Source organism: Pedobacter glucosidilyticus (genome assembly GCF_002483235.1).
In the GTDB taxonomy this organism is placed as follows: Bacteria; Bacteroidota; Bacteroidia; order Sphingobacteriales; family Sphingobacteriaceae; genus Pseudopedobacter; species Pseudopedobacter glucosidilyticum_B.
Genome location: NZ_DLHN01000022.1, coordinates 131,872 through 151,293, shown reverse-complemented (window position 1 = coordinate 151,293; position 19,422 = coordinate 131,872). Strand labels below are relative to the sequence as shown.

General features: G+C 34.1%; 21 protein-coding genes. 13 read left to right on the top strand and 8 right to left on the bottom strand.

What is annotated here, in order from left to right; genetic code table 11:
* Positions 1-341 precede the first annotated feature (341 nt).
* Positions 342-2,330 carry a PAS domain S-box protein gene (locus B2745_RS08700; RefSeq protein WP_304065426.1) on the top strand — a complete coding sequence of 663 codons (1,989 nt, stop codon included), beginning with the start codon at positions 342-344 and terminating at the stop codon, positions 2,328-2,330.
* Positions 2,331-2,340: 10 nt separating this feature from the next.
* Here the strand turns inward: B2745_RS08700 and dapF are convergent, their stop codons facing one another.
* On the bottom strand, positions 2,341-3,129 hold the full coding sequence (gene dapF / locus B2745_RS08695) for a diaminopimelate epimerase (RefSeq protein ID WP_304065424.1): 789 nt from the start codon (positions 3,127-3,129) through the stop codon (positions 2,341-2,343).
* Positions 3,130-3,318: 189 nt separating this feature from the next.
* Between dapF and B2745_RS08690 the strand changes: the two genes are divergently transcribed.
* The 6 genes from B2745_RS08690 to B2745_RS08665 all read left to right on the top strand — a co-directional run bounded on the left by B2745_RS08690 (position 3,319) and on the right by B2745_RS08665 (position 10,833).
* Positions 3,319-4,860, top strand: coding sequence for a Do family serine endopeptidase (locus tag B2745_RS08690; RefSeq protein ID WP_304065422.1), 1,542 nt, complete (start codon positions 3,319-3,321; stop codon positions 4,858-4,860).
* 70 nt (positions 4,861-4,930) lie between these two features.
* A complete protein-coding gene (gene pdeM / locus B2745_RS08685; protein WP_304065420.1) occupies positions 4,931-5,578 on the top strand; it encodes a ligase-associated DNA damage response endonuclease PdeM in 648 nt (215 codons plus the stop codon).
* Between the two features lie 231 nt (positions 5,579-5,809).
* A complete protein-coding gene (locus tag B2745_RS08680; RefSeq protein ID WP_304065417.1) occupies positions 5,810-6,577 on the top strand; it encodes a succinate dehydrogenase cytochrome b subunit in 768 nt (255 codons plus the stop codon).
* Positions 6,578-6,625: 48 nt separating this feature from the next.
* Positions 6,626-8,560, top strand: coding sequence for a fumarate reductase/succinate dehydrogenase flavoprotein subunit (locus B2745_RS08675; protein ID WP_304065415.1), 1,935 nt, complete (start codon positions 6,626-6,628; stop codon positions 8,558-8,560).
* A 67-nt stretch (positions 8,561-8,627) separates the two neighbouring features.
* Complete coding sequence (locus B2745_RS08670; protein WP_304065414.1) at positions 8,628-9,386, top strand: succinate dehydrogenase/fumarate reductase iron-sulfur subunit; 759 nt, start codon at positions 8,628-8,630, stop codon at positions 9,384-9,386.
* Between the two features lie 355 nt (positions 9,387-9,741).
* A complete protein-coding gene (locus tag B2745_RS08665) occupies positions 9,742-10,833 on the top strand; it encodes a Fic family protein (protein WP_304065412.1) in 1,092 nt (363 codons plus the stop codon).
* A gap of 266 nt (positions 10,834-11,099) precedes the next feature.
* Here the strand turns inward: B2745_RS08665 and apaG are convergent, their stop codons facing one another.
* Entirely contained in the window at positions 11,100-11,486 is a 387-nt protein-coding gene (gene apaG / locus B2745_RS08660) for a Co2+/Mg2+ efflux protein ApaG (RefSeq protein ID WP_304065410.1), read from the bottom strand.
* A gap of 48 nt (positions 11,487-11,534) precedes the next feature.
* The gene (gene dusB / locus B2745_RS08655; protein WP_304065408.1) at positions 11,535-12,527 is read right to left on the bottom strand and encodes a tRNA dihydrouridine synthase DusB; all 993 of its coding nucleotides are present in this window, start codon (positions 12,525-12,527) and stop codon (positions 11,535-11,537) included.
* Positions 12,528-12,587: 60 nt separating this feature from the next.
* Between dusB and B2745_RS08650 the strand changes: the two genes are divergently transcribed.
* The 5 genes from B2745_RS08650 to B2745_RS08630 are packed head-to-tail and all read left to right on the top strand — an operon-like array spanning position 12,588 to position 15,656.
* Positions 12,588-13,508 (top strand): CPBP family intramembrane glutamic endopeptidase, encoded by a 921-nt coding sequence (locus B2745_RS08650; protein WP_304065406.1) that lies wholly within the window; start codon positions 12,588-12,590, stop codon positions 13,506-13,508.
* Positions 13,501-13,704 (top strand): putative signal transducing protein, encoded by a 204-nt coding sequence (locus B2745_RS08645; protein WP_304065403.1) that lies wholly within the window; start codon positions 13,501-13,503, stop codon positions 13,702-13,704. The genes B2745_RS08650 and B2745_RS08645 overlap by 8 nt, the downstream gene beginning before the upstream one ends.
* 21 nt (positions 13,705-13,725) lie before the next feature.
* On the top strand, positions 13,726-14,529 hold the full coding sequence (locus B2745_RS08640; RefSeq protein ID WP_304065401.1) for a phosphatidate cytidylyltransferase: 804 nt from the start codon (positions 13,726-13,728) through the stop codon (positions 14,527-14,529).
* A 24-nt stretch (positions 14,530-14,553) separates the two neighbouring features.
* Positions 14,554-15,213, top strand: a complete 660-nt coding sequence (locus B2745_RS08635) for a phosphatidylserine decarboxylase family protein (protein WP_304065398.1) — start codon at positions 14,554-14,556, stop codon at positions 15,211-15,213.
* Positions 15,214-15,254: 41 nt separating this feature from the next.
* The gene (locus tag B2745_RS08630) at positions 15,255-15,656 is read left to right on the top strand and encodes a thiol-disulfide oxidoreductase DCC family protein (protein WP_304065394.1); all 402 of its coding nucleotides are present in this window, start codon (positions 15,255-15,257) and stop codon (positions 15,654-15,656) included.
* Here the strand turns inward: B2745_RS08630 and B2745_RS08625 are convergent.
* Together B2745_RS08625 and B2745_RS08620 are read right to left on the bottom strand one after the other, a co-directional pair.
* On the bottom strand, positions 15,648-16,139 hold the full coding sequence (locus B2745_RS08625; RefSeq protein WP_304065392.1) for a hypothetical protein: 492 nt from the start codon (positions 16,137-16,139) through the stop codon (positions 15,648-15,650). The two genes, B2745_RS08630 and B2745_RS08625, sit on opposite strands and share 9 nt — an antisense overlap.
* Positions 16,136-16,714, bottom strand: a complete 579-nt coding sequence (locus tag B2745_RS08620; protein WP_304065389.1) for an RNA polymerase sigma factor — start codon at positions 16,712-16,714, stop codon at positions 16,136-16,138. The genes B2745_RS08625 and B2745_RS08620 overlap by 4 nt, the downstream gene beginning before the upstream one ends.
* Positions 16,715-16,890: 176 nt before the next feature.
* On the opposite strand from B2745_RS08620, the gene B2745_RS08615 reads away from it, so the two are divergent.
* The gene (locus B2745_RS08615) at positions 16,891-17,256 is read left to right on the top strand and encodes a DUF6249 domain-containing protein (RefSeq protein WP_304065387.1); all 366 of its coding nucleotides are present in this window, start codon (positions 16,891-16,893) and stop codon (positions 17,254-17,256) included.
* Here the strand turns inward: B2745_RS08615 and B2745_RS08610 are convergent, their stop codons facing one another.
* From B2745_RS08610 to B2745_RS08600, 3 genes are read right to left on the bottom strand one after another with little or no spacing between them, the layout of a single operon-like run.
* On the bottom strand, positions 17,257-17,682 hold the full coding sequence (locus B2745_RS08610; protein WP_304065385.1) for a hotdog fold thioesterase: 426 nt from the start codon (positions 17,680-17,682) through the stop codon (positions 17,257-17,259).
* Positions 17,679-18,191, bottom strand: coding sequence for a DinB family protein (locus B2745_RS08605; protein WP_304065383.1), 513 nt, complete (start codon positions 18,189-18,191; stop codon positions 17,679-17,681). The genes B2745_RS08610 and B2745_RS08605 overlap by 4 nt, the downstream gene beginning before the upstream one ends.
* Positions 18,175-19,371 carry a sensor histidine kinase gene (locus B2745_RS08600; RefSeq protein ID WP_304065510.1) on the bottom strand — a complete coding sequence of 399 codons (1,197 nt, stop codon included), beginning with the start codon at positions 19,369-19,371 and terminating at the stop codon, positions 18,175-18,177. Before B2745_RS08600 ends, B2745_RS08605 begins: the two co-directional genes overlap by 17 nt.
* Positions 19,372-19,422 lie beyond the last annotated feature (51 nt).

The window sequence follows — 19,422 nt, the reverse complement described above, 5'->3', positions numbered from 1 at the left end:
ATAGAAATATCTCAAAAATACCATCTTGAAGAAACAGAAAATATGGTAAAAAAACTGGTTTTAAACCTTTTAAACACTTTTTTGATGATAAAAATGGTTTGTAGATAGTGTTTAGAAATGTATTTAAAATCATCATAAGTTAATGTTAAAATAATATTTAGCCTTTACATTTACATCAGTTTAGGTCCTGATACCTTCAGTATCACAAAATTTGTTTAGGTTTAAGAGTCGTTCTTCCAGTTTAGAGCGACTCTTTTTTTCTTATCCTTTACCATTAATAAGTTATAAGTAAAATAATTATTAGTACCTTTTGCTATTCTTTTAAAAAGTTTGAAAACAGCATGAATAGCCAAAAAAAAATAACGCTTTATTATTTTGTCTTAGGTATTTCATGGATATATTTTAGTGATAGGGCCCTAGATTATTTTTTTAAAGACCATGTTTTATGCGATAACAATTGGGCCAATACCATAAAAGGATTGTTATTTGTTACCATAACCAGCTTATTACTTTATAAACTTATCAACAAATATTTTGATAAGCTAAGCAAGTCTGAAAAGGATTATCGTAATATGTTTGATGCTAATCCTAACCCCATGTATATCTACGACTTAAAAAGTTTAAAATTTATAGAGGTTAACAAAGCTGCAATAAAAAATTATGGTTATAGCAAACAAGAGTTTTTATCAAAAACAATTTTAGATATAAGACCAGATACTGAAAAAGAAAGATTATTAAATGATATTTTATCATCTCCGAAAAGAATTTCATACGATGAGCCTTGGATACACATTTTAAAAAATGGCGAACAAATAAAGGTTAATGTACATGCGTATGAAATTAATTACAAAGGAAAATCAGCCCGTTTGGTTTTAGCTGTAGATATTACCGAGCAATTGAAAATCAAAGAAGAACTTAAACATCATCAACAACAACTTGAAATCCAAAACAATAAGTTGTTACAAAGTTTAGAAGTAATAGAGTACAATAAGAATAAACTTTTTAATACACAAAAGATAGCACAAATTGCAGGCTGGGAGTTTAATTTAGAAACGGAACACTTAGAACCTAGTGCAGGATTTTTTGAACTACTTAACATCCATAACTTAGAAAATTTTTCTCCGCTTAATATTTTAAAAAATAGTGTCGTTAAAGAAGACCAAAATAAATTAGAGCACTTTTTATGCTCGTTTAAAATGGGCTTTACCATTAATGAATGTACTATAAGATTTAAAAAAGAAAACGAGTTAAGATATATTTTATTTGCCGGAACTTTAAAAGACCCTAAAAAGCAAAAGTTTACAGTAGAAGGTTATATAAAAGATGTTAGCGAAATAACCCTTAAAGACCAACTTATCCATAAAACACTTGAACGTTTTGAGCAACTCGCATTATTAACCAATGATGCACTTTATGAATGGGACATTAAAAATGCCCGCATTAGATTAACAGGCAACATAAATTCTATTATGGGTTATGGTGTAAAAGAAGCTAATCACCCAGATTCTTGGTGGGTAGAGCGTATGCACCCATCAGATTTTATTGAAAACGATACCATTTTTAGAGAAGCAGTAGAACAAAAGTATCAAACAATTAAAAGAAAGTATAGGTTTAAGACTATTAATGGAGATTTTAAACTTATTTACGACCAATCAATTTTAAAATATAATTCAGCAGGTACTTTAGAAAAGGTTATAGGCTCTATACAAGATATAGAAGAAATAACTTTTGTAAATAGAAAAAATAAACGCCTAGAAGAAATTGTACGCAAAGTAAAAAGTCTTATTGTAATTACAGATGTTGAAGGAAAAATAGAATGGGTAAATGCTGCATTTATAGAACTTACCGGATATCAAGAAAATGAAATTTTGGGGAAAACGCCTTGGGATTTTATTCTCTATCCAGAAGAAAGTCAAGAAGCAGTTGATAAATTAAATGAAGCATTAAAGAATAAAGAATTTTTTAATGTTGAAGTAGCCAATTTTTCTAAGACTGGCAGAAAATATTGGCTTCAAATAGACGGAGGGCCAATTTTTGACGACCAAAATCATCATATTGGCTATATAGCTATTGAAAGTGAGATTACAGAAAGAAAAATTAGAGAAGCAAAAATTAAGGAGCAAAACGAAATTCTTAAAAAAACAGCCTGGTTTAATGCTCATCAAGTTAGAAAACCTTTAGCATCTGTTCTAGGGATTATAGAATTGCTACAATATGAAAACTCAGAGTCTGTAAATAAGCATCTTTTAAAATTGCTGGAAAAATGCAGTCAAGAATTAGACTTAGCTATTAAAAACGCTATACACATTACAGAATTTGAAGAAGATTAAACTCCAGATATTAAAGGTTTATTAAGCCTTTAAAAACTTGCTTTGCAGGGCCTTCTAAAAATATATTACGATAATGTACTCCATCATAATCAAACTTGATGGTTAAATCTCCACCTAAAACTTTAATGGGTGTTGAGATATGTCCACTTAAACCTTTATGTTTAGCCATAGCTAATGCAACAGCGGTAACACCAGTTCCACAAGCGTAAGTTTCATCTTCTACACCTCTTTCATAAGTCCTTACAAACAAGTGGTCTTGTTTATCCTCAACAAAATTTACATTAATACCCTCTTTATGGTAAGTTTCATTGTACCGGATGTTTCTACCTTCCTCAAAAACATTTTTTTTAGATATGTCTGATGTTTCTAAACGTACAAAATGCGGAGAGCCTGTGTTTATGACATAATCATGTCCATCCATTTTTATGACATCAACATCAATCATTTGTAAGCTTACCCAATCTCCTTCTTCTGAAATTTTTGCATAATGAGGTCCATCAACTGCCAAAAAATCAGTCTCTTGATTAATGATTCCTAAAAATTTAGCAAAAGCTACCATGCACCTTCCGCCATTACCACACATGCTACTTGGGTAACCATTAGCATTGTAATAAATCATCTCAAAATCATAGCCTTCTTTATCTTCAAGGAACATAATACCATCTGCACCAACACCAAACCTTCTATCGCATATTTTAGCTAATAATGCCGGATGATGATGATTGAAGCCCGTTTTTCTGTTATCTACCATAACAAAATCATTTCCGGCACCTTGGTATTTATAAAAATTTAATTCCATGATTACACAAACATCGGTAAATAATAAATGTTGTGCAAACAATAGCTCACAAGCAAAATATTGTTAATTTTTATAATTTATATTTAAAGTTTTAACATTTTTTAACATCAAAACAGATAACATATACTTGCAAGCTACGTCTTAATGGTATTATTTTTGGGATTAAGTTATAGACAAAAATTAGAAAGCATGACAAACAATATGAAGAAAATTGGGATGAGCCTCCTTACAGCTTTTGTTGGCGGAGCAATTGCTGTAGGTGCTTATAAATTACTGGAAGATAAATCTTTCCAAGGCATGGGTCTTGATGATAGACAAAAAGTTTATTTCGCAAACAACCCAAGTTCAGAAGTTATATCTTCAACCGGTGCATTAGATTTTACACAAGCAGCGGCGGCTGTTTCACCAGGTGTAGTACACGTAAGAACTACTTATAACCGCTCGGCTTCATCAGGAGGTTACGCCGATCCGTTTGGAGATATGTTTGAAGATTTTTTTGGCAGAAGAAGTCGCCCACAATCCAATACCCCTGCAATGGGTAAAGGTTCTGGCGTAATTGTTACCGGCGATGGTTACATCATGACCAATAACCACGTGGTAGAAGATGCAGACAAAATAGAAGTTATTTTAACAGATAAAAGAGTTTTACAAGCTAAAGTTATCGGTCGTGATAAAAATACCGATTTAGCCCTTATAAAAATAGATGCTAATAATTTACCAATCGTAAAGTTAGGCAACTCTGATGATGTAAGAGTAGGAGAATGGGTATTAGCCGTAGGTTATCCGCTTACGCTAGAATCAACTGTAACTGCGGGTATTGTAAGTGCTAAAGCAAGATCTATTGGAATTTTAGCTCAAGATCAAATTAATCCTAGAGATTATGACCCAGAAAATCCTCCAGTTAACTCTTCTATAGAATCATTTATCCAAACAGATGCAGTTATCAATAGAGGAAATAGCGGTGGTGCTTTGGTAAATGCTAAAGGCGAACTTATTGGTATCAACTCTGCTATTGCATCACGTTCTGGGGTATATGAAGGTTACGGTTTCGCCATCCCAGTTAATTTAGCTAAAAAAGTAATGGACGACTTTATCAAATACGGTGAAGTTAAACGTGGCTTTATAGGTGTAACTTTCCAAGAGCTTAACGCTGATGTTGCTGAAAGTTTAAAAATTAAAGAAATAAATGGTTTATATGTATCATCTACTGTAGATGGTGGTGCAGCAGCTACTGCCGGAATTAAGAAGGGAGACATCATCAAAAAATTAAACGGAGATAATGTTATCACTTCTTCTGAGTTGCAAGAAAAAATAGGTAGAATGCGCCCTGGAGATAAAGTACAATTAACTGTTTTAAGAGACGGAGATTTAAAAACCTTTAATTTAACCCTTAAAGGTGCAGAAGCTAACAAATTAGCATCTAACAATTCATCAGTAGCTTCATCAGAAATTATGAACACTTTAGGTGCAACATTCTCACCTTTAAAAGATGCTGATAAGAAAAAATACGGTGTAAGCTCGGGTGTTATTGTAAATAGTGTTGCCCCAGGTAAAGCTTTTGACATGTACGAGGTACCAAAAGGGACCATTATTACCGGTATTAATGGTAGAGGCGTAAATAATACAGACCAAGTAAACGCTGCATTAAGCGCTACTAAAAACAATATGCTATCTATCCAAGGTATCACCCCAGATGGCGGTCAGTTCCGCTTTACTTTCCCAGTAAAATAATTTTTGATAACATATACTAATAAATAGCAAGTCCTGAAGAAATTCTTCAGGACTTGCTATTTTTGTAACTATGCCAAACCATTTTTACAGCGTTAAAATCGCTAATGAAGATTTAGTGTTATTACCCGAGAAAGCGATTTTACTACCTACATATAGAACGCTATTACTTGCCGATGTGCATTTAGGTAAAGGTGGCCATTTTAGAAAATCGGGAATTCCAATACCTAAGCAATTAGCGCAAGAAGATTTGGCAACTTTATCAGACTTGATAGATAAACATCAGCCAGAGACTATTATTTTTTTAGGCGATTTATTTCATAGCGATTTTAATCAGGATTGGGAATGGTTTCAGCTTTGGCGAGAGCTACATCTCAACATAAAACTAATTTTAGTAAAAGGAAATCATGATATTTTACCGGATACTTTATATAAACAACTTGATATTACAGTAGTTAAAGATTATAACCTAGGTTTTTTATTATTCTTACATGATTTACCTAAAGAAAAATCCAACAAATTTATACTTTATGGACATCTACACCCAGGAATCACCATTTCAGGTAAAGGAAAACAAAAAATAAGTCTCCCTTGTTTCTATTTTAAGGAAAACGAGGGTATTTTGCCTGCATTTGGTAAGTTTACTGGAAAATATACTTTAAAAAAGAGCGAAGAGGCACAAATTTTTGCTATAGGAGGCTCAAAAATCTTTAAAGTATAAAACAATATTTTTAGTACACACGTTTGCCTTTAATAATTTATCAAATATTTAACTGTTTAATTATGGATAGTTTTATTAAAATAGATTTTTAATGAATTATTTACATTGCTATAAATAAAAAAAATTAGAATGGTTCTAAATAAGTATTTACATTTTAAATAGTCAAAACCATTTCTAATTTTCAGCATTTAATAAATACTTTTGCAAACAAAAAACCTTAAATACAATATAATGAGCAATTTTTCTAAAACTTTTTCCTCAACCTTAGGGAAGAAACTGATCATGTGTTTAACCGGTTTATTTCTATGTTCTTTCCTCATCATCCACTTAATTGGAAATTTTCAATTATTTAAAGACGATGCCGGATTAGCATTTAATGAATACGCTTATTTCATGACAAATTTCGCCCCGATAAAGGTTGTATCGTACTTACTTTACCTTTCTATTTTGGTACACACCATTTGGGCCATCATTTTAACACAAAAAAACAAAGCTGCTCGTCCTGTTCCTTATGCAAAAAAAGCTGGTAATGGCAGTATATGGTCATCTAGAAACATGGGTATTTTAGGTACTATGATTTTTATTTTCATAGTGGTACACATGAGCAATTTCTGGTATAACTACCACTGGGGTACTACACCTTATATAGAGTACCGTACAGATTTAAACACAGGCATTACACAAGTTAAAGAGCTTACTGAGGCTGAGTTTACGGGCCATGTATCTTATGTAGAAAATGGTGTTCAAATCATTAAAGCGAAAGATTTATACAAAGCAGTTGCTTTTTCTTTCCAACAACTTTGGATAGTGGCATTATATGTTGTTGCTATGGCGGCACTTGCTTTCCACTTATTACATGGTTTCCAAAGTGCTTTCCAAACTTTAGGGTGGAACCACAGTAAATATAGACCATTGATAAACTTTCTTGGTGTTTGGGTGTTTTCAGTATTAGTCCCAATAGGGTTTGCTGCAATGCCTTTATATTTCTTTTTTAAATAAGTAGATAACACAGGAATACATACATATTCCTGAAAAAAATAGATAAAGATGAAGTTAGATGCAAAAATTCCAGAAGGCCCTTTGGCCGAAAAGTGGAGTAAACACAAATTCAATCTAAAACTGGTAAACCCTGCAAACAAACGTAAATACGATATTATAGTAGTAGGTACAGGTTTAGCAGGTGCATCAGCTGCTGCCTCATTGGCAGAGTTAGGCTACAATGTAAAAGCTTTTTGTTTCCAAGATAGCCCAAGAAGAGCACACTCTATCGCGGCTCAAGGTGGTATCAACGCAGCAAAAAATTACCGTAATGATGGAGACTCTGTCTTCCGCTTATTTTACGATACCATTAAAGGTGGAGACTACAGAGCTAGAGAGGCAAACGTTTATCGTTTAGCAGAAGTTTCAGTAAATATTATTGACCAATGCGTAGCTCAAGGTGTTCCTTTTGCTCGTGAATATGGTGGTTTATTAGATAACCGTTCTTTTGGTGGAGCGCAAGTTTCCAGAACATTTTACGCTCGTGGGCAAACCGGACAGCAGTTACTTTTAGGTGCATACTCAGCACTTAACCGTCAAATTAATGAGGGTAAAGTGAAGATGTATACCCGCTCAGAAATGTTAGACTTAGTTGTGGTAGATGGTAAAGCCCAAGGTATTGTAACTCGTAATCTGGTTAACGGTAAAATAGAAACACATGCCGCACATGCAGTACTTTTATGCACTGGTGGCTACGGAAACGTATTCTATCTATCAACCAATGCTATGGGTTCTAACGTTACAGCGGCATGGAGAGCACACAAACGCGGTGCATTCTTTGGCAACCCTTGCTATACGCAAATTCACCCAACTTGTATCCCGGTAACCGGAGATCACCAGTCTAAGCTTACGCTGATGTCTGAGTCATTAAGAAATGATGGTAGAGTATGGGTTCCTAAAACGGTAGATTTATCTCAAAAATTACGTAACGGAGAGATAAAAGCTAAAGATATTAAAGAAGAAGACAGAGATTATTTCTTAGAGCGTAAATATCCATCATTTGGTAACCTTGTTCCTCGTGATGTGGCTTCAAGAAATGCTAAACAAGTTTGTGATGAAGGTCGTGGTGTAGGAAAATCAGGCTTAGCCGTATTTTTAGATTTTTCTGATTCTATCAACAGACTAGGAAAGGATACTGTAGCAGCTAAATACGGAAACTTATTTGATATGTATTATCAAATTACAGATGAAAACCCGTATGAGCAACCTATGAGAATTTATCCTGCGGTGCACTATACTATGGGTGGTCTTTGGGTTGATTATAACTTAATGACATCTGTACCAGGTTTATATGCTTTAGGTGAAGCAAACTTCTCTGACCATGGTGCTAACCGTTTAGGTGCATCAGCATTAATGCAAGGTTTAGCAGATGGTTACTTCGTAATTCCTTACACTGTGGGTGATTATTTAGCTACCATAGGACCAGCACCTATCAATACTAACCACCCTGCTTTTGAGCAAACCAAGAAAGAAGTTGAGGAAAACATCAAAACCTTACTTTCTTTAAGAGGCAACAAAACAGTTGACGAGTATCATAGAGATTTAGGAAAAATCATGTGGGAATACTGCGGTATGTCTCGTAGCGAGGAAGGCCTGAAAAAAGCTAAGAAACTTATTTCTGATTTAAGAGAAGACTTCTGGAAAAATGCTATTGTGTTAGGTGAAGGCGAAGAAGTAAATCAATCATTAGAAAAAGCTGGTCGTGTAGCAGATTTTATCGAGCTTGGTGAGCTTATGGTAGACGATGCTTTAAACCGTAACGAGTCTTGCGGTGGACACTTTAGAGAAGAGTATCAAACACCAGAAGGCGAGGCTTTAAGAAACGATGATGATTATGCTTATGTAGCAGCATGGGAGTATAAAGGTAAAAACCAACCAGAAGAGCTTCATAAAGAAGAATTGGTATTCGAGAATGTTAAATTAACACAACGTAGTTATAAATAGTATAGCGTATTGAGTAAAGAGATTTGCGTCTCAATACTCAATACTCAATACCCAATACTAAAAATATATGAGTGGACATATGAATCTGACGTTAAAAGTTTGGCGTCAAAAAAATAGTCAAACCCCAGGAAAGTTTGTAACCTATAAGGCAGAAGAAATATCTCCTGATATGTCTTTCTTGGAAATGCTGGATGTGGTTAATGAGAAATTGGTTAAAACTCAAGAAGACCCAATTCAATTTGACCATGATTGCCGCGAAGGTATTTGCGGTATGTGCTCTTTAATGATTAATGGAGAACCACATGGCCCAAAAAGAGCAACCACTACTTGCCAGCTTCACATGCGTAGCTTTAAAGATGGTGAAACCATTGTTATTGAGCCTTGGAGAGCTGCTGCGTTTCCAGTAGTTAAGGATTTAGCTGTTGATAGAAGTGCTTTTGATAGAATACAACAAGCCGGTGGATATGTTTCTGTAGGTACTGGTGGTGTGCCAGATGCTAACGAAATTTTAATCCCTAAAACTATTGCAGATGAAGCATTTAACTCTGCAACTTGTATAGGTTGTGGCGCTTGTGTTGCGGCATGTAAAAATGCCTCTGCTATGTTATTTGTTTCTGCTAAAGTTTCTCAATATGCGATGTTGCCACAAGGACAAACAGAGCGTTATGAAAGAGCTAAAGCTATGGTAAACCAAATGGATGATGAAGGTTTTGGAAGCTGTACCAATACGTATGCTTGTGAAGCACAATGTCCTAAAGAGATTAAAGTAACCAACATTGCTCGTATGAACAGAGAGTACTTTAATGCAGAGTTTATCAAAGGATAATTTTTATAAAAAATTCTTACGTAGAAAGGCTGTCTTTTTTGAAAGATGGCCTTTTTTGTTTTTTAGAATTGCTGAAATATACTACGATAAAAAAACTATTTATAAAGGATATCTTTTATTTTTAAGGATAACAAAGGTGTTTAACTAATCAGAATATCCTAAAATCAACTAATCTATTATAGTGAAGTTGGAAATTAAAAATCTTTTCATAATTTGACATTCCAATCAATTCACACGATGAAATTGAAGTTGATTTTTATTGGTGGGAAAAAGGTACCTACCGTTTTGATATTTGGCATTGGTTTGATGAAAAATTGCCTAATGGTATTGCTGAATATGTAATTTAAATTAGAGTATGACAACAAAATCAAACACAGCATTTAACGATTTACCTTTTCTTCCTCCAAAAGAATCTTTGGTGGAGACAATTGCTATTCTAAAACAAGAAAGTAAATCAGCAGTTGCTTTGGCAGAATTAAAGGGTCTTACAAACACCTTACCTAATCCAAATATTCTTATCAATGCGGTTATTTTAAAAGAAGCTCAAGCGAGTTCTGGAATTGAAAATGTGATTACAACTCAAGACAAACTTTACCAAGCTTTATATGCCAAGTCGGCTAAACCTGATGTAGCAACTAAAGAGGTTCTGCGGTATAGAGAAGCTCTTTTGATGGGAACACGCTTAATCAAACAGAAGGGATTTCTTAATACAAACGGAATAATTACCATCCAGAAAGAATTGGAAGAAAATAATGCTGGATTGAGAAAACTACCTGGAACAGCTTTGATCAATGATTTGACTAATGAAGTAATTTACACTCCTCCTGATAATTTCGATACGATTAGTGATTTGATGAAAAATTTGGAAGAATATCTGAATAATGATGCAGATGATATTTCACCTTTAATCAAGTTAGCCATTCAACATTATCAATTTGAAAGCATTCATCCTTTTTATGATGGAAATGGTAGAACCGGAAGAATTATCAATGTCCTGTATTTAATATTGAAAGGATTGTTAAACGAACCTGTATTATATTTGAGTTCTTATATCATTCAAAATAAAGGAGATTACTACCGATTATTACAAGAAGTACGTACTAAAAATAACTGGGAAGGATGGATTCTGTATATGCTTAAAGGCATAGAACAGACAGCCCAAAGTACCATTGAGCAAATCATCAAAATCAATCTACTGTTCAACGAAACACAAAAATTGGTACAGGAGAAGTTGCCTAGAATCTATTCGAAAGATTTGATAGAGCAGCTTTTTATCCACCCATACTGCAAGATTGAGTTTTTGGTGGAAAATCTGCATCTGAACAGGAAAACATCGGGTAATTATTTGAAGTCTTTAGAAGATTTAGGGATTTTAGCTTCTGAGAATAAGGGGAAAGAGGTTATTTATATCAATTTGAAGCTTTATGAGCTTCTAAAAAAGGGGTAATAAGATGTGGGTAAAAAACTCCCATGTTCTATTAACGTGGGTAAAAAAATCGAAAAAACGGACACGTTATTAAAACATGGGACATTTTGGGACATGAAAATCCTATCCCCCAAAATTTTTAAAACAAGCAAAATCCTAAAAATACAACCCTTTTACAAGAACAAAGGTTTTAACCAAAAATCAATTCACGACACTTTACAAAACCCTCTAAACAACAAAGCCTCTCCAAAAATGAAGAGGCTTCGACTATTTATTAACGATTAAAATTAATTCAGTTTAAAAGGGGCAATTAATGCAAATTTTGGGATTAAAACTGTTAAAGCTTCATCATCAACCAATCTTCTCATTTCATAACTACCATGCATAGTTCCCATATCTGTTTGTAAGTTACATCCTGATACATATTCATGCATGCCTCCTGGCTCTATAATGGGCTGTTGCCCAACTACACCTTCTCCTTCTACCTCTCTTTTTGTACCATTAGAATCAAAAATATTCCAATGTCTGCTCATCAGCTGAACGCTATAATGGCTTAGGTTTTCAATCTTAATTTTATAAGCGAACATAAAATGCTCATTAGCCGGATTTGAGTATTCTGGCTGGTAGGTGGTTTCAACAGAAACTTTTACTCCGTCGGTTATTTGCGCTACCATTTCTTTAATTTTTTAACAATTTAGAGATTAAAAATATAAAATCAAAAATCAGACCGCTACTGTATCAAATTTGTTTCTAATTTCATGTAGTACGTCTTCTATGTCTTCTACGCTTTCTAAGCTTACCAGTTTCATTCTGTATTCTTTAAAATTTGGTATGCCTTTAAAATAGTTAGCGTAATGTCTTCGCATTTCAAAAATACCTGTTTTTGGTCCCTTCCACTCTATAGATTTTCTTAGGTGCGTGGCACAAACATCAACTCTTTCGTTTATGGTTGGTCCTTCTAAGAAAGTACCTGTTTCAAAAAAATGTTTTACTTCTCTAAAAATCCAAGGGTAACCAATGGCAGCCCTACCAATCATAATTCCGTCTACTTCGTACTCCAAACGCCAGTTAGCGGCTTTTTCAGGAGAATCAACATCGCCATTACCAAAAATTGGAATTTGAATCCTAGGGTTTCTTTTAATTTCACGAATCAAAGTCCAATCAGCAACACCTTTATACATTTGAGAACGGGTACGCCCATGTATCGTTAAAGCCTGTATACCAACATCTTGTAAGCGCTCTGCAACCTCGTAAACATTTTTAGTGTTATCATCCCAACCTAAACGAGTTTTAACTGTAACCGGTAAATGCGTTGCTTTAACAACAGCAGCCGTCATGGCTACCATTTTATCTATGTCTTGTAATAAGCTAGCGCCAGCACCACGGCAGGCCACATTTTTTACCGGGCAACCGTAGTTGATGTCTATTAAATCGGGTTTTGCTTGTGTTGCTATTTCTGTAGCTTCACGCATGTGCTCTATATCGCTACCAAAAATTTGAATCCCGATAGGACGCTCGTACTCAAAAACATCTAATTTTTGTCTACTTTTTGCGGCATCACGTATTAAACCCTCTGAGGAAATAAACTCCGTATACATCATATCCACTCCGTTTTGTTTACAAACAAAACGAAAAGGTGGATCACTCACATCTTCCATCGGCGCAAGCAACAAGGGAAAATCACCTAAATCTATATTTCCTATTTTAACAGACATTTAAAAATCAAATCATTAAATTGAACGCAAATTTACTAAATATCCTTAATTATGAGTGACATGCAAAAGTCAACACATCAACACCCAACTCTACAATTAATTTATTTGCTACTTTATGTTATAGCTGGTGGTATTGTATTTAGTATTATTGGCCTTTTTATATACAGCTTAACTGGTAATAATTTCTCTGCGCTTTTAACTGGTGATGAAACCAATATGGATATCAATTTCATCAGAACAATACAAATCTCAAGCTCTTTAGGCATTTTTATAGCCGGCCCGTTAACTTTTGCTTTAGCCACAAAACAACCTTTAAAATCTTATTATCACTTATACAACCCACTAAAAGCTCCAGAATTAATCCTTATTGTAACGGCTATTATGTTTGTAGGTTTACCTTTTCTTGAATTGATAAACGATGCTAACCAAAAAATGGTTTTACCAGAATTTTTAAAAGGTTTAGAACAATGGATGCGAGAAAAAGAACAACAAGCCGCCGTTTTAACCAAACAGCTTTTGGAGATGAAAAGCTTTAGCGATTATTTACTTAACTTATTGATGATTGCTATTATACCCGCCATAGGTGAAGAGCTTTTGTTTAGAGGAGCTTTACAGAACATATTTTACAAATGGTTTTATAACCCACATGTTGCCATTTGGATAAGCGCCATTATATTTAGTGCTATACATGTACAGTTTTTTGGCTTTTTCCCAAGGATGCTTTTGGGCGTACTTTTTGGATACTTTTTATGGTGGGGTAAAAGCTTGTGGTTAGCTGTTTGGGCACATTTTCTTAATAATGGTTTAGCTGTAACTATGGCTTATATACTACAATTACAAGGTAAAAGTATTGATGAAATTGAAAAAACAGACACCTTTCAAATATGGGGATATTTATTAAGTGCGATAATTACCTTAGTTTTGCTGATTAAGTTTTATCAAAATAGTAAAAAGGATAAACAAGCAGACATTTATGAATAGTACTTGGGTAAAAATTTATACTTCACATCAGTTCATGAAGTCTGAGATTGTGAGGCAAGTGCTAGTGGACCACGAAATAGAAGCTGTTTTGATGAATAAGCAAGATACAGCCTATAAATTTGGCGGGGTTGAGGTTTATATTCATCAATCTAACTTTGATAAAGCTTTAGAAATTATTATCCAAAACGACCTTTAATTTAAACCACCCTAAAAGATTATGAAAACCAGAGCTATAACTGGAGTTATTTTTATCCTTATCATGCTATGCTCCATATTTTTAGGACCTTATGTTTTTACAGGGTTTTATATATTTTTAAGCTTAATTTGTTTGATGGAGTTTTTTGCTTTGGTTAAAACCACAGGAATTAGACCACACAGATCTATTGGTTATGTAGCTGCATTAATCATCTTTGCATCAGTTGCGGGTAGATATTTCATTCAGTTTGAGACCAAATGGTTATTGATAAACATTCCTTTGTTTTTTGGGATTTTTGTAAGAGAACTCTATAAAAAGTCTAAAATACCATTTAGTAATATCGCTTATACTTTTCTAGGCTTGTTTTATACCATAGTACCTTTTATATTTTTCCATAGTATTGCCTTTATTTCTGGATCTTATAATTATCAACTAGCTTTGGGCTTTTTTCTGATGCTTTGGGCTAATGATACTGGCGCTTATATTTTTGGAGTTAAGTTTGGTAAAAAGCGTCTTTTTGAAAGACATTCACCAAAGAAATCCTGGGAAGGCTTTTTTGGTGGTGTTGCCACAAGTATAGCTGTTGCTTGTATACTAGCTCAATATTTTACTTCATACAGTCTTTTAAATTGGATAACCATGGCAACACTTATCTCTTGCTTTGGTACCATGGGCGATTTGGTTGAATCTATGTTCAAAAGAAGTATAGAAATTAAAGATTCTGGAAAAATATTACCTGGCCACGGCGGTTTGTTAGACCGCTTTGACGGTTTACTACTTTCGGCACCTGTTGTTTTCGTTTACATATATTTGATTACTTATTAGTAGTTTTGGTAAAAATTTAAAAAAATGACCATCCACAAAGAAGGATATACCTCTATTGCATTAACTGTTCTGTTTGTTTTTGTTACTAATGCCCTCATCAATTATTACCTGCCACATGTTACCTGGTTTGTATGGTTGTGGTATCTAGTTTCTTTACTTTTATTTATCACTGTTCTACAGTTCTTTAGAAATCCAGTGGTGAACTTAACTTTAGGAGAAAACCAAATTATTTGCCCGGCAGATGGTAAAGTTGTTGTGATAGAAGAAGCTCAAGAAAACGAGTATTTTAAAGATAAAAGACTTCAAATATCTGTTTTTATGTCGCCCATTAATGTGCATGTAAACAGAAACCCAATAAGCGGTATCGTAAAATTTTTTAAATACCACCCAGGAAAATATTTGGTTGCTTGGGATCCTAAATCTTCTACAGATAACGAGCGTACTACGGTTGTTGTTGAAAACAGTAATGGCGTACCAGTGTTATTTAGACAAATAGCTGGTGCTTTGGCTCGTAGAATTGTTTGGTACGTAAAAGAAGGAGATCAAGTAGAACAAGGCAAAGAGTTTGGCTTTATAAAATTTGGTTCGAGGGTTGATGTTTTCTTACCTGTTGGAACCCAAGTTAATGTAAACCTTGGAGATAAAGTTAAAGGCGGTGTAACCGTTTTAGCTACACTTTCTTAATCAGAGAGAATCTCTACAGGTTTGTTGTTTTAGATTTTGATATGACTGATAAACCTGTAATTTTTTTTGATGGTGTTTGCAACCTCTGCAATGGTTTTGTACAGTTTATCATCAAGCATGATAAAAAAGCTAATTTTAGATTCGCTACCTTACAATCAGTTTTTGCCAAACAAGAACTTTCAAAAAAGAATATTACTGTTGAGGAATTAAGCTCAGTTATACTACTTACAGAAAAGGGTGTTTTTACTAAATCTACCGCAGCTTTAAAAATAGCATCGCAATTAAATGGTTTTTGGAAAGCCGCTTATATTTTCATCATCATCCCTAAATTTATAAGAGACTTTGTTTATGATATCATCGCTAAAAACCGCTATAAATGGTTTGGGAAAGACACCCATTGTATGATCCCTACTCCAGAATTAAAAGAAAGGTTTTTAGCTTAATTTGCTCCTTTTCCTAAGAAAATAATCTACTGTTAAAAGCATGATGATGATATCAAAAAACAAGAAAGCTTGAATAGCCGTTCTAGAAAATCCTTCGCTAATTTTAAAAGCATCGTAGTTCATATTAAAATCAAAAGAACCGCTTGAAGCAGACCAATTGGTTTGCGCAATAGCTACAGCCATAATAACGCTCAGTATCAGTATAAAAGATGCCGCTATACCGTAGATTATTCTTTTATCAACTTGTGCTTTAAGAGATAGTGGTTGCGCTTGTAGCCTTATTTTATCCATCACCGCAAAGCTGAAACCCATAGAAGGCTCTTCTAAATCTGTTGATTTAAGATGTTCATCAAAACTTAAAATTTCTTGATATAGGTTTTGAAAAGAAATATCTTCTCGCAGTAATCGCTCTATTTCTAGAGCCTCCTCTTTACTGCATAAACCATCTATATAATTCCAAATTTTTTCTTCTGCACTTTTCATATTAAATCCTCCGCTTCACTTTTTAAAAGTTGTTCTAGTTTAATTTTTAATCGGCCTCTAGCCCGATGTAGTTTAACTTTAGCTGTATTGGCTTCAATTCCCATTATCTGAGCTATTTCTTCTAAAGATTGCTCGCCTTTGTAAAATAAGGTAATGATACTGGCATAATCAGGTAACAAACTTTCTATAGCTAAATTTAAATAATAATCTCTGGATTTCCGCTCGGTATTTAAATCCGTACTTGCTTGATGGCTATCTAAAACGTTTTGATGATTTTCATCATCAATAGAAAGAACATCAACCTGCTTTTTTCGCAAATAAGTCATGGCGGTAGTATAAACTATACGATAAAGCCAAGTGGTAAACTTCCCTTTTCTCTCGTATCCGGATAAATATTTAAAAGCTTTCACAAAGCAATCTTGAGCTACTTCCTCGGCATCTTCTCTGCTTTTTGTAAAACGTAAAGCCAATGTAAAAACATAACGTTGGTAGCGTTTAACCAAAAGTGCATAGGCTTGTTGGTCTCCAGCCAATACTGCATCTATAATAGCTATGTCTGTTAGTTCTTGTTGCATGTGTTGATGTTAAGACAAGCCATCTAAGCTTTAGGTTACAGCTAACTCAAAATGTCTTTAAAGGAAATAGATAGCACAAAAATTATACTTTTGGTGTAACCTGTTTAAAAATGTTATAGTCTTAGCTTCCAAACCATAAGATTTAACAATATTATTAAACATTAAAATAGAAGATTATGAACAATGCAGACATCTTAATTCCGCTTACCATATTTATAGGAAGCTTTGCCGTAATTTTTGGTTGGAGATATTTAACCAATAAAGAAAGAATGGCTTTAATAGAGAGAGGGTTAAACCCGATACCAGAAAAGCCAGAATCAAAATCTAATTATTATCTTAAAATAGCTTTATTGTTAATGGGAGCTGGTTTAGGCTTATTTTTAGCTTTTGTTTTAGATAATACCGTTTTTGCACATAATGTTAACGAGTGGGGAAATACCAAAAACGAGGCTATTTATTTCTCTTTGATTACGCTTTTTGGTGGTTTGGGACTGTTTGTTTCTTATATGATAGAGAAAAAAGAAAAACAACAAAAGCTTTAGCTATTTAACAGACGGAACTACAGCTACCGTTAGCCTGCTGATGCAACTCATTTTACCTCTTTCATCGTAAATTTTAATATCCCAAATATGTGTTTTTGCGCCAATATGTATTGGCGTACAAACACCTCTTACAAAACCTGATTTAACTGGACGTAAATGGTTGGCATTTACTTCTAAACCTACACCCATTTTCTCATCGGGGTTTAAAACCAAATTACTAGCAACGCTACCCAATGTTTCGGCAAGAACCACCGAGGCTCCGCCATGTAAAATACCTACCGGTTGATGGGTGCGTTCATCAACCGGCATAGTGGCTTCTAAAAAGTTATCACCAACTTGGGTAAAACTTATTCCTAATAAAGCCCCAATATGGTTTTTTGGTCTATTATTTAATTCTTCTGGTGTATAATTTTTAAACCAAATCATTTTAAGTATTTTGCCTTTAAAACATTAAAATGATGCTCTATATGGCCCGCCATAATAAATAATAAAGCACCAACGCTTACCTCTCTTTCACTTGCTATACCTTTTTTCTTGTAATCTTCTTCGGTTAGTGATTTAAAAAAGTAAAGATTAGCCTGTCTCATAAGCAATAATTCATCTACCAAATCACTAAAAGAACGTTTGCTTACATCAACATTTTGCATGTAAAAATCTTGGTCAAACCCCGGAAGCGGCGTAAAATCATTTCTTGAAAAGCGCATAGCTCTATAAGCCATCACCCTTTCTGTATCTATTAAATGGGCAACAACTTCTTTAACGGTCCATTTACCATCAGCGTAAGCGTAATCATGCTTTTCTGCAGGTATTTCTGCTAAGAAATCATCAACTTCATTCAATTGGTTTTTTAATTTTCTGAGGATGTTTTGACCAGATACTAATTTGATGTATCCTTCGTAATATGGAGCGTATTCGTTACTAAATGGTTGGTACATAATTTATGCTGCTTTTAAGTATAATTCTAAATGTGGTGCCTTTACCCAGTTCAGATTCTTTTACAAAAACCTGCCCGCCGTGGTAGTTTTCTATCATTCTTTTGGTTAATGATAAGCCTAAACCCCATCCTCTTTTTCTTGTAGTAAAACCAGGCTGAAAAACGGTATCAAACTTTGAGCGTGGGATACCTTTTCCGGTGTCTGTGATGTCTATAATAATTTGTTCTTTAACGATGTTTTCTTTGATATTAACGCTGATAATTCCTTTTCCATCAATAGCATTTACCGCATTTTTAAGAATGTTTTCTATCACCCAATCAAATAAAGGTACATTGATAAGAGCTTCAAGCTGCTCATCTCCGTTAACCTCAAATGTAATTTTATCTGATACCCTAACTTTAAAATAATCAACAAAATCTTTAACAACATCGTAAACAGAATGACTGCTTAAGATGGGTTTGGAACCAATTTTAGAAAACCTATCGGCCACAACTTCTAGTCTTCTAACATCATTTTCCATTTCCAATATCAAAGAATCATCGGCTTTAAACCTTTCTTTCAAAAGCTCTACCCAGGCCATTAAAGAAGATATGGGCGTACCCAACTGATGCGCTGTTTCTTTAGCTAAACCAACCCAAACCTGATTTTGTTCTGATTTTCTTGCCGAATTAAAAGCAAAATATGCCAACATCAGAAAAACAGCAATTAAACTGAGTTGGATGTAAGGGAAAACTTTAAGCTGACTTAGTAAATCGCTATCCTTATAGTAAATGAGGTTCTTCTTACCGTAAAACTCAACTGGAATAGGGTTATGCTGGTTTTTCATTTCACGTAGCTCTTTTAAAAAATACTTTGGATCGTATTTTTTATTGCTTTCTATCTGAAAATATGTTTTTGCAGTGTCTAAGCCTTGATAAGTAATGATAGAATCTTTTTCGCTAGTTACAATTGCCGGTACAGGCAAACTATCCCTAATGGTGAAAAGGAAATTCATCATCTCATCGTTATCTGTTTCAAACATACGTTTAAGACTTTGCGCCCAAAGCTCGGCCCTGGTACGTTCTGATTTTGCAATATTTTGCACCAAAAAATCAGTATACCAAAGGGAGGAAACAGCAATAACTATTGCGAAAAAAAGTAAGAGATATTTCCAGCGACGTTTTCTTTCGTAGGGATTCATATTCATACCAAATTACAAAAACGCCTTAAAATTGGTTCTCTTATTTAATAA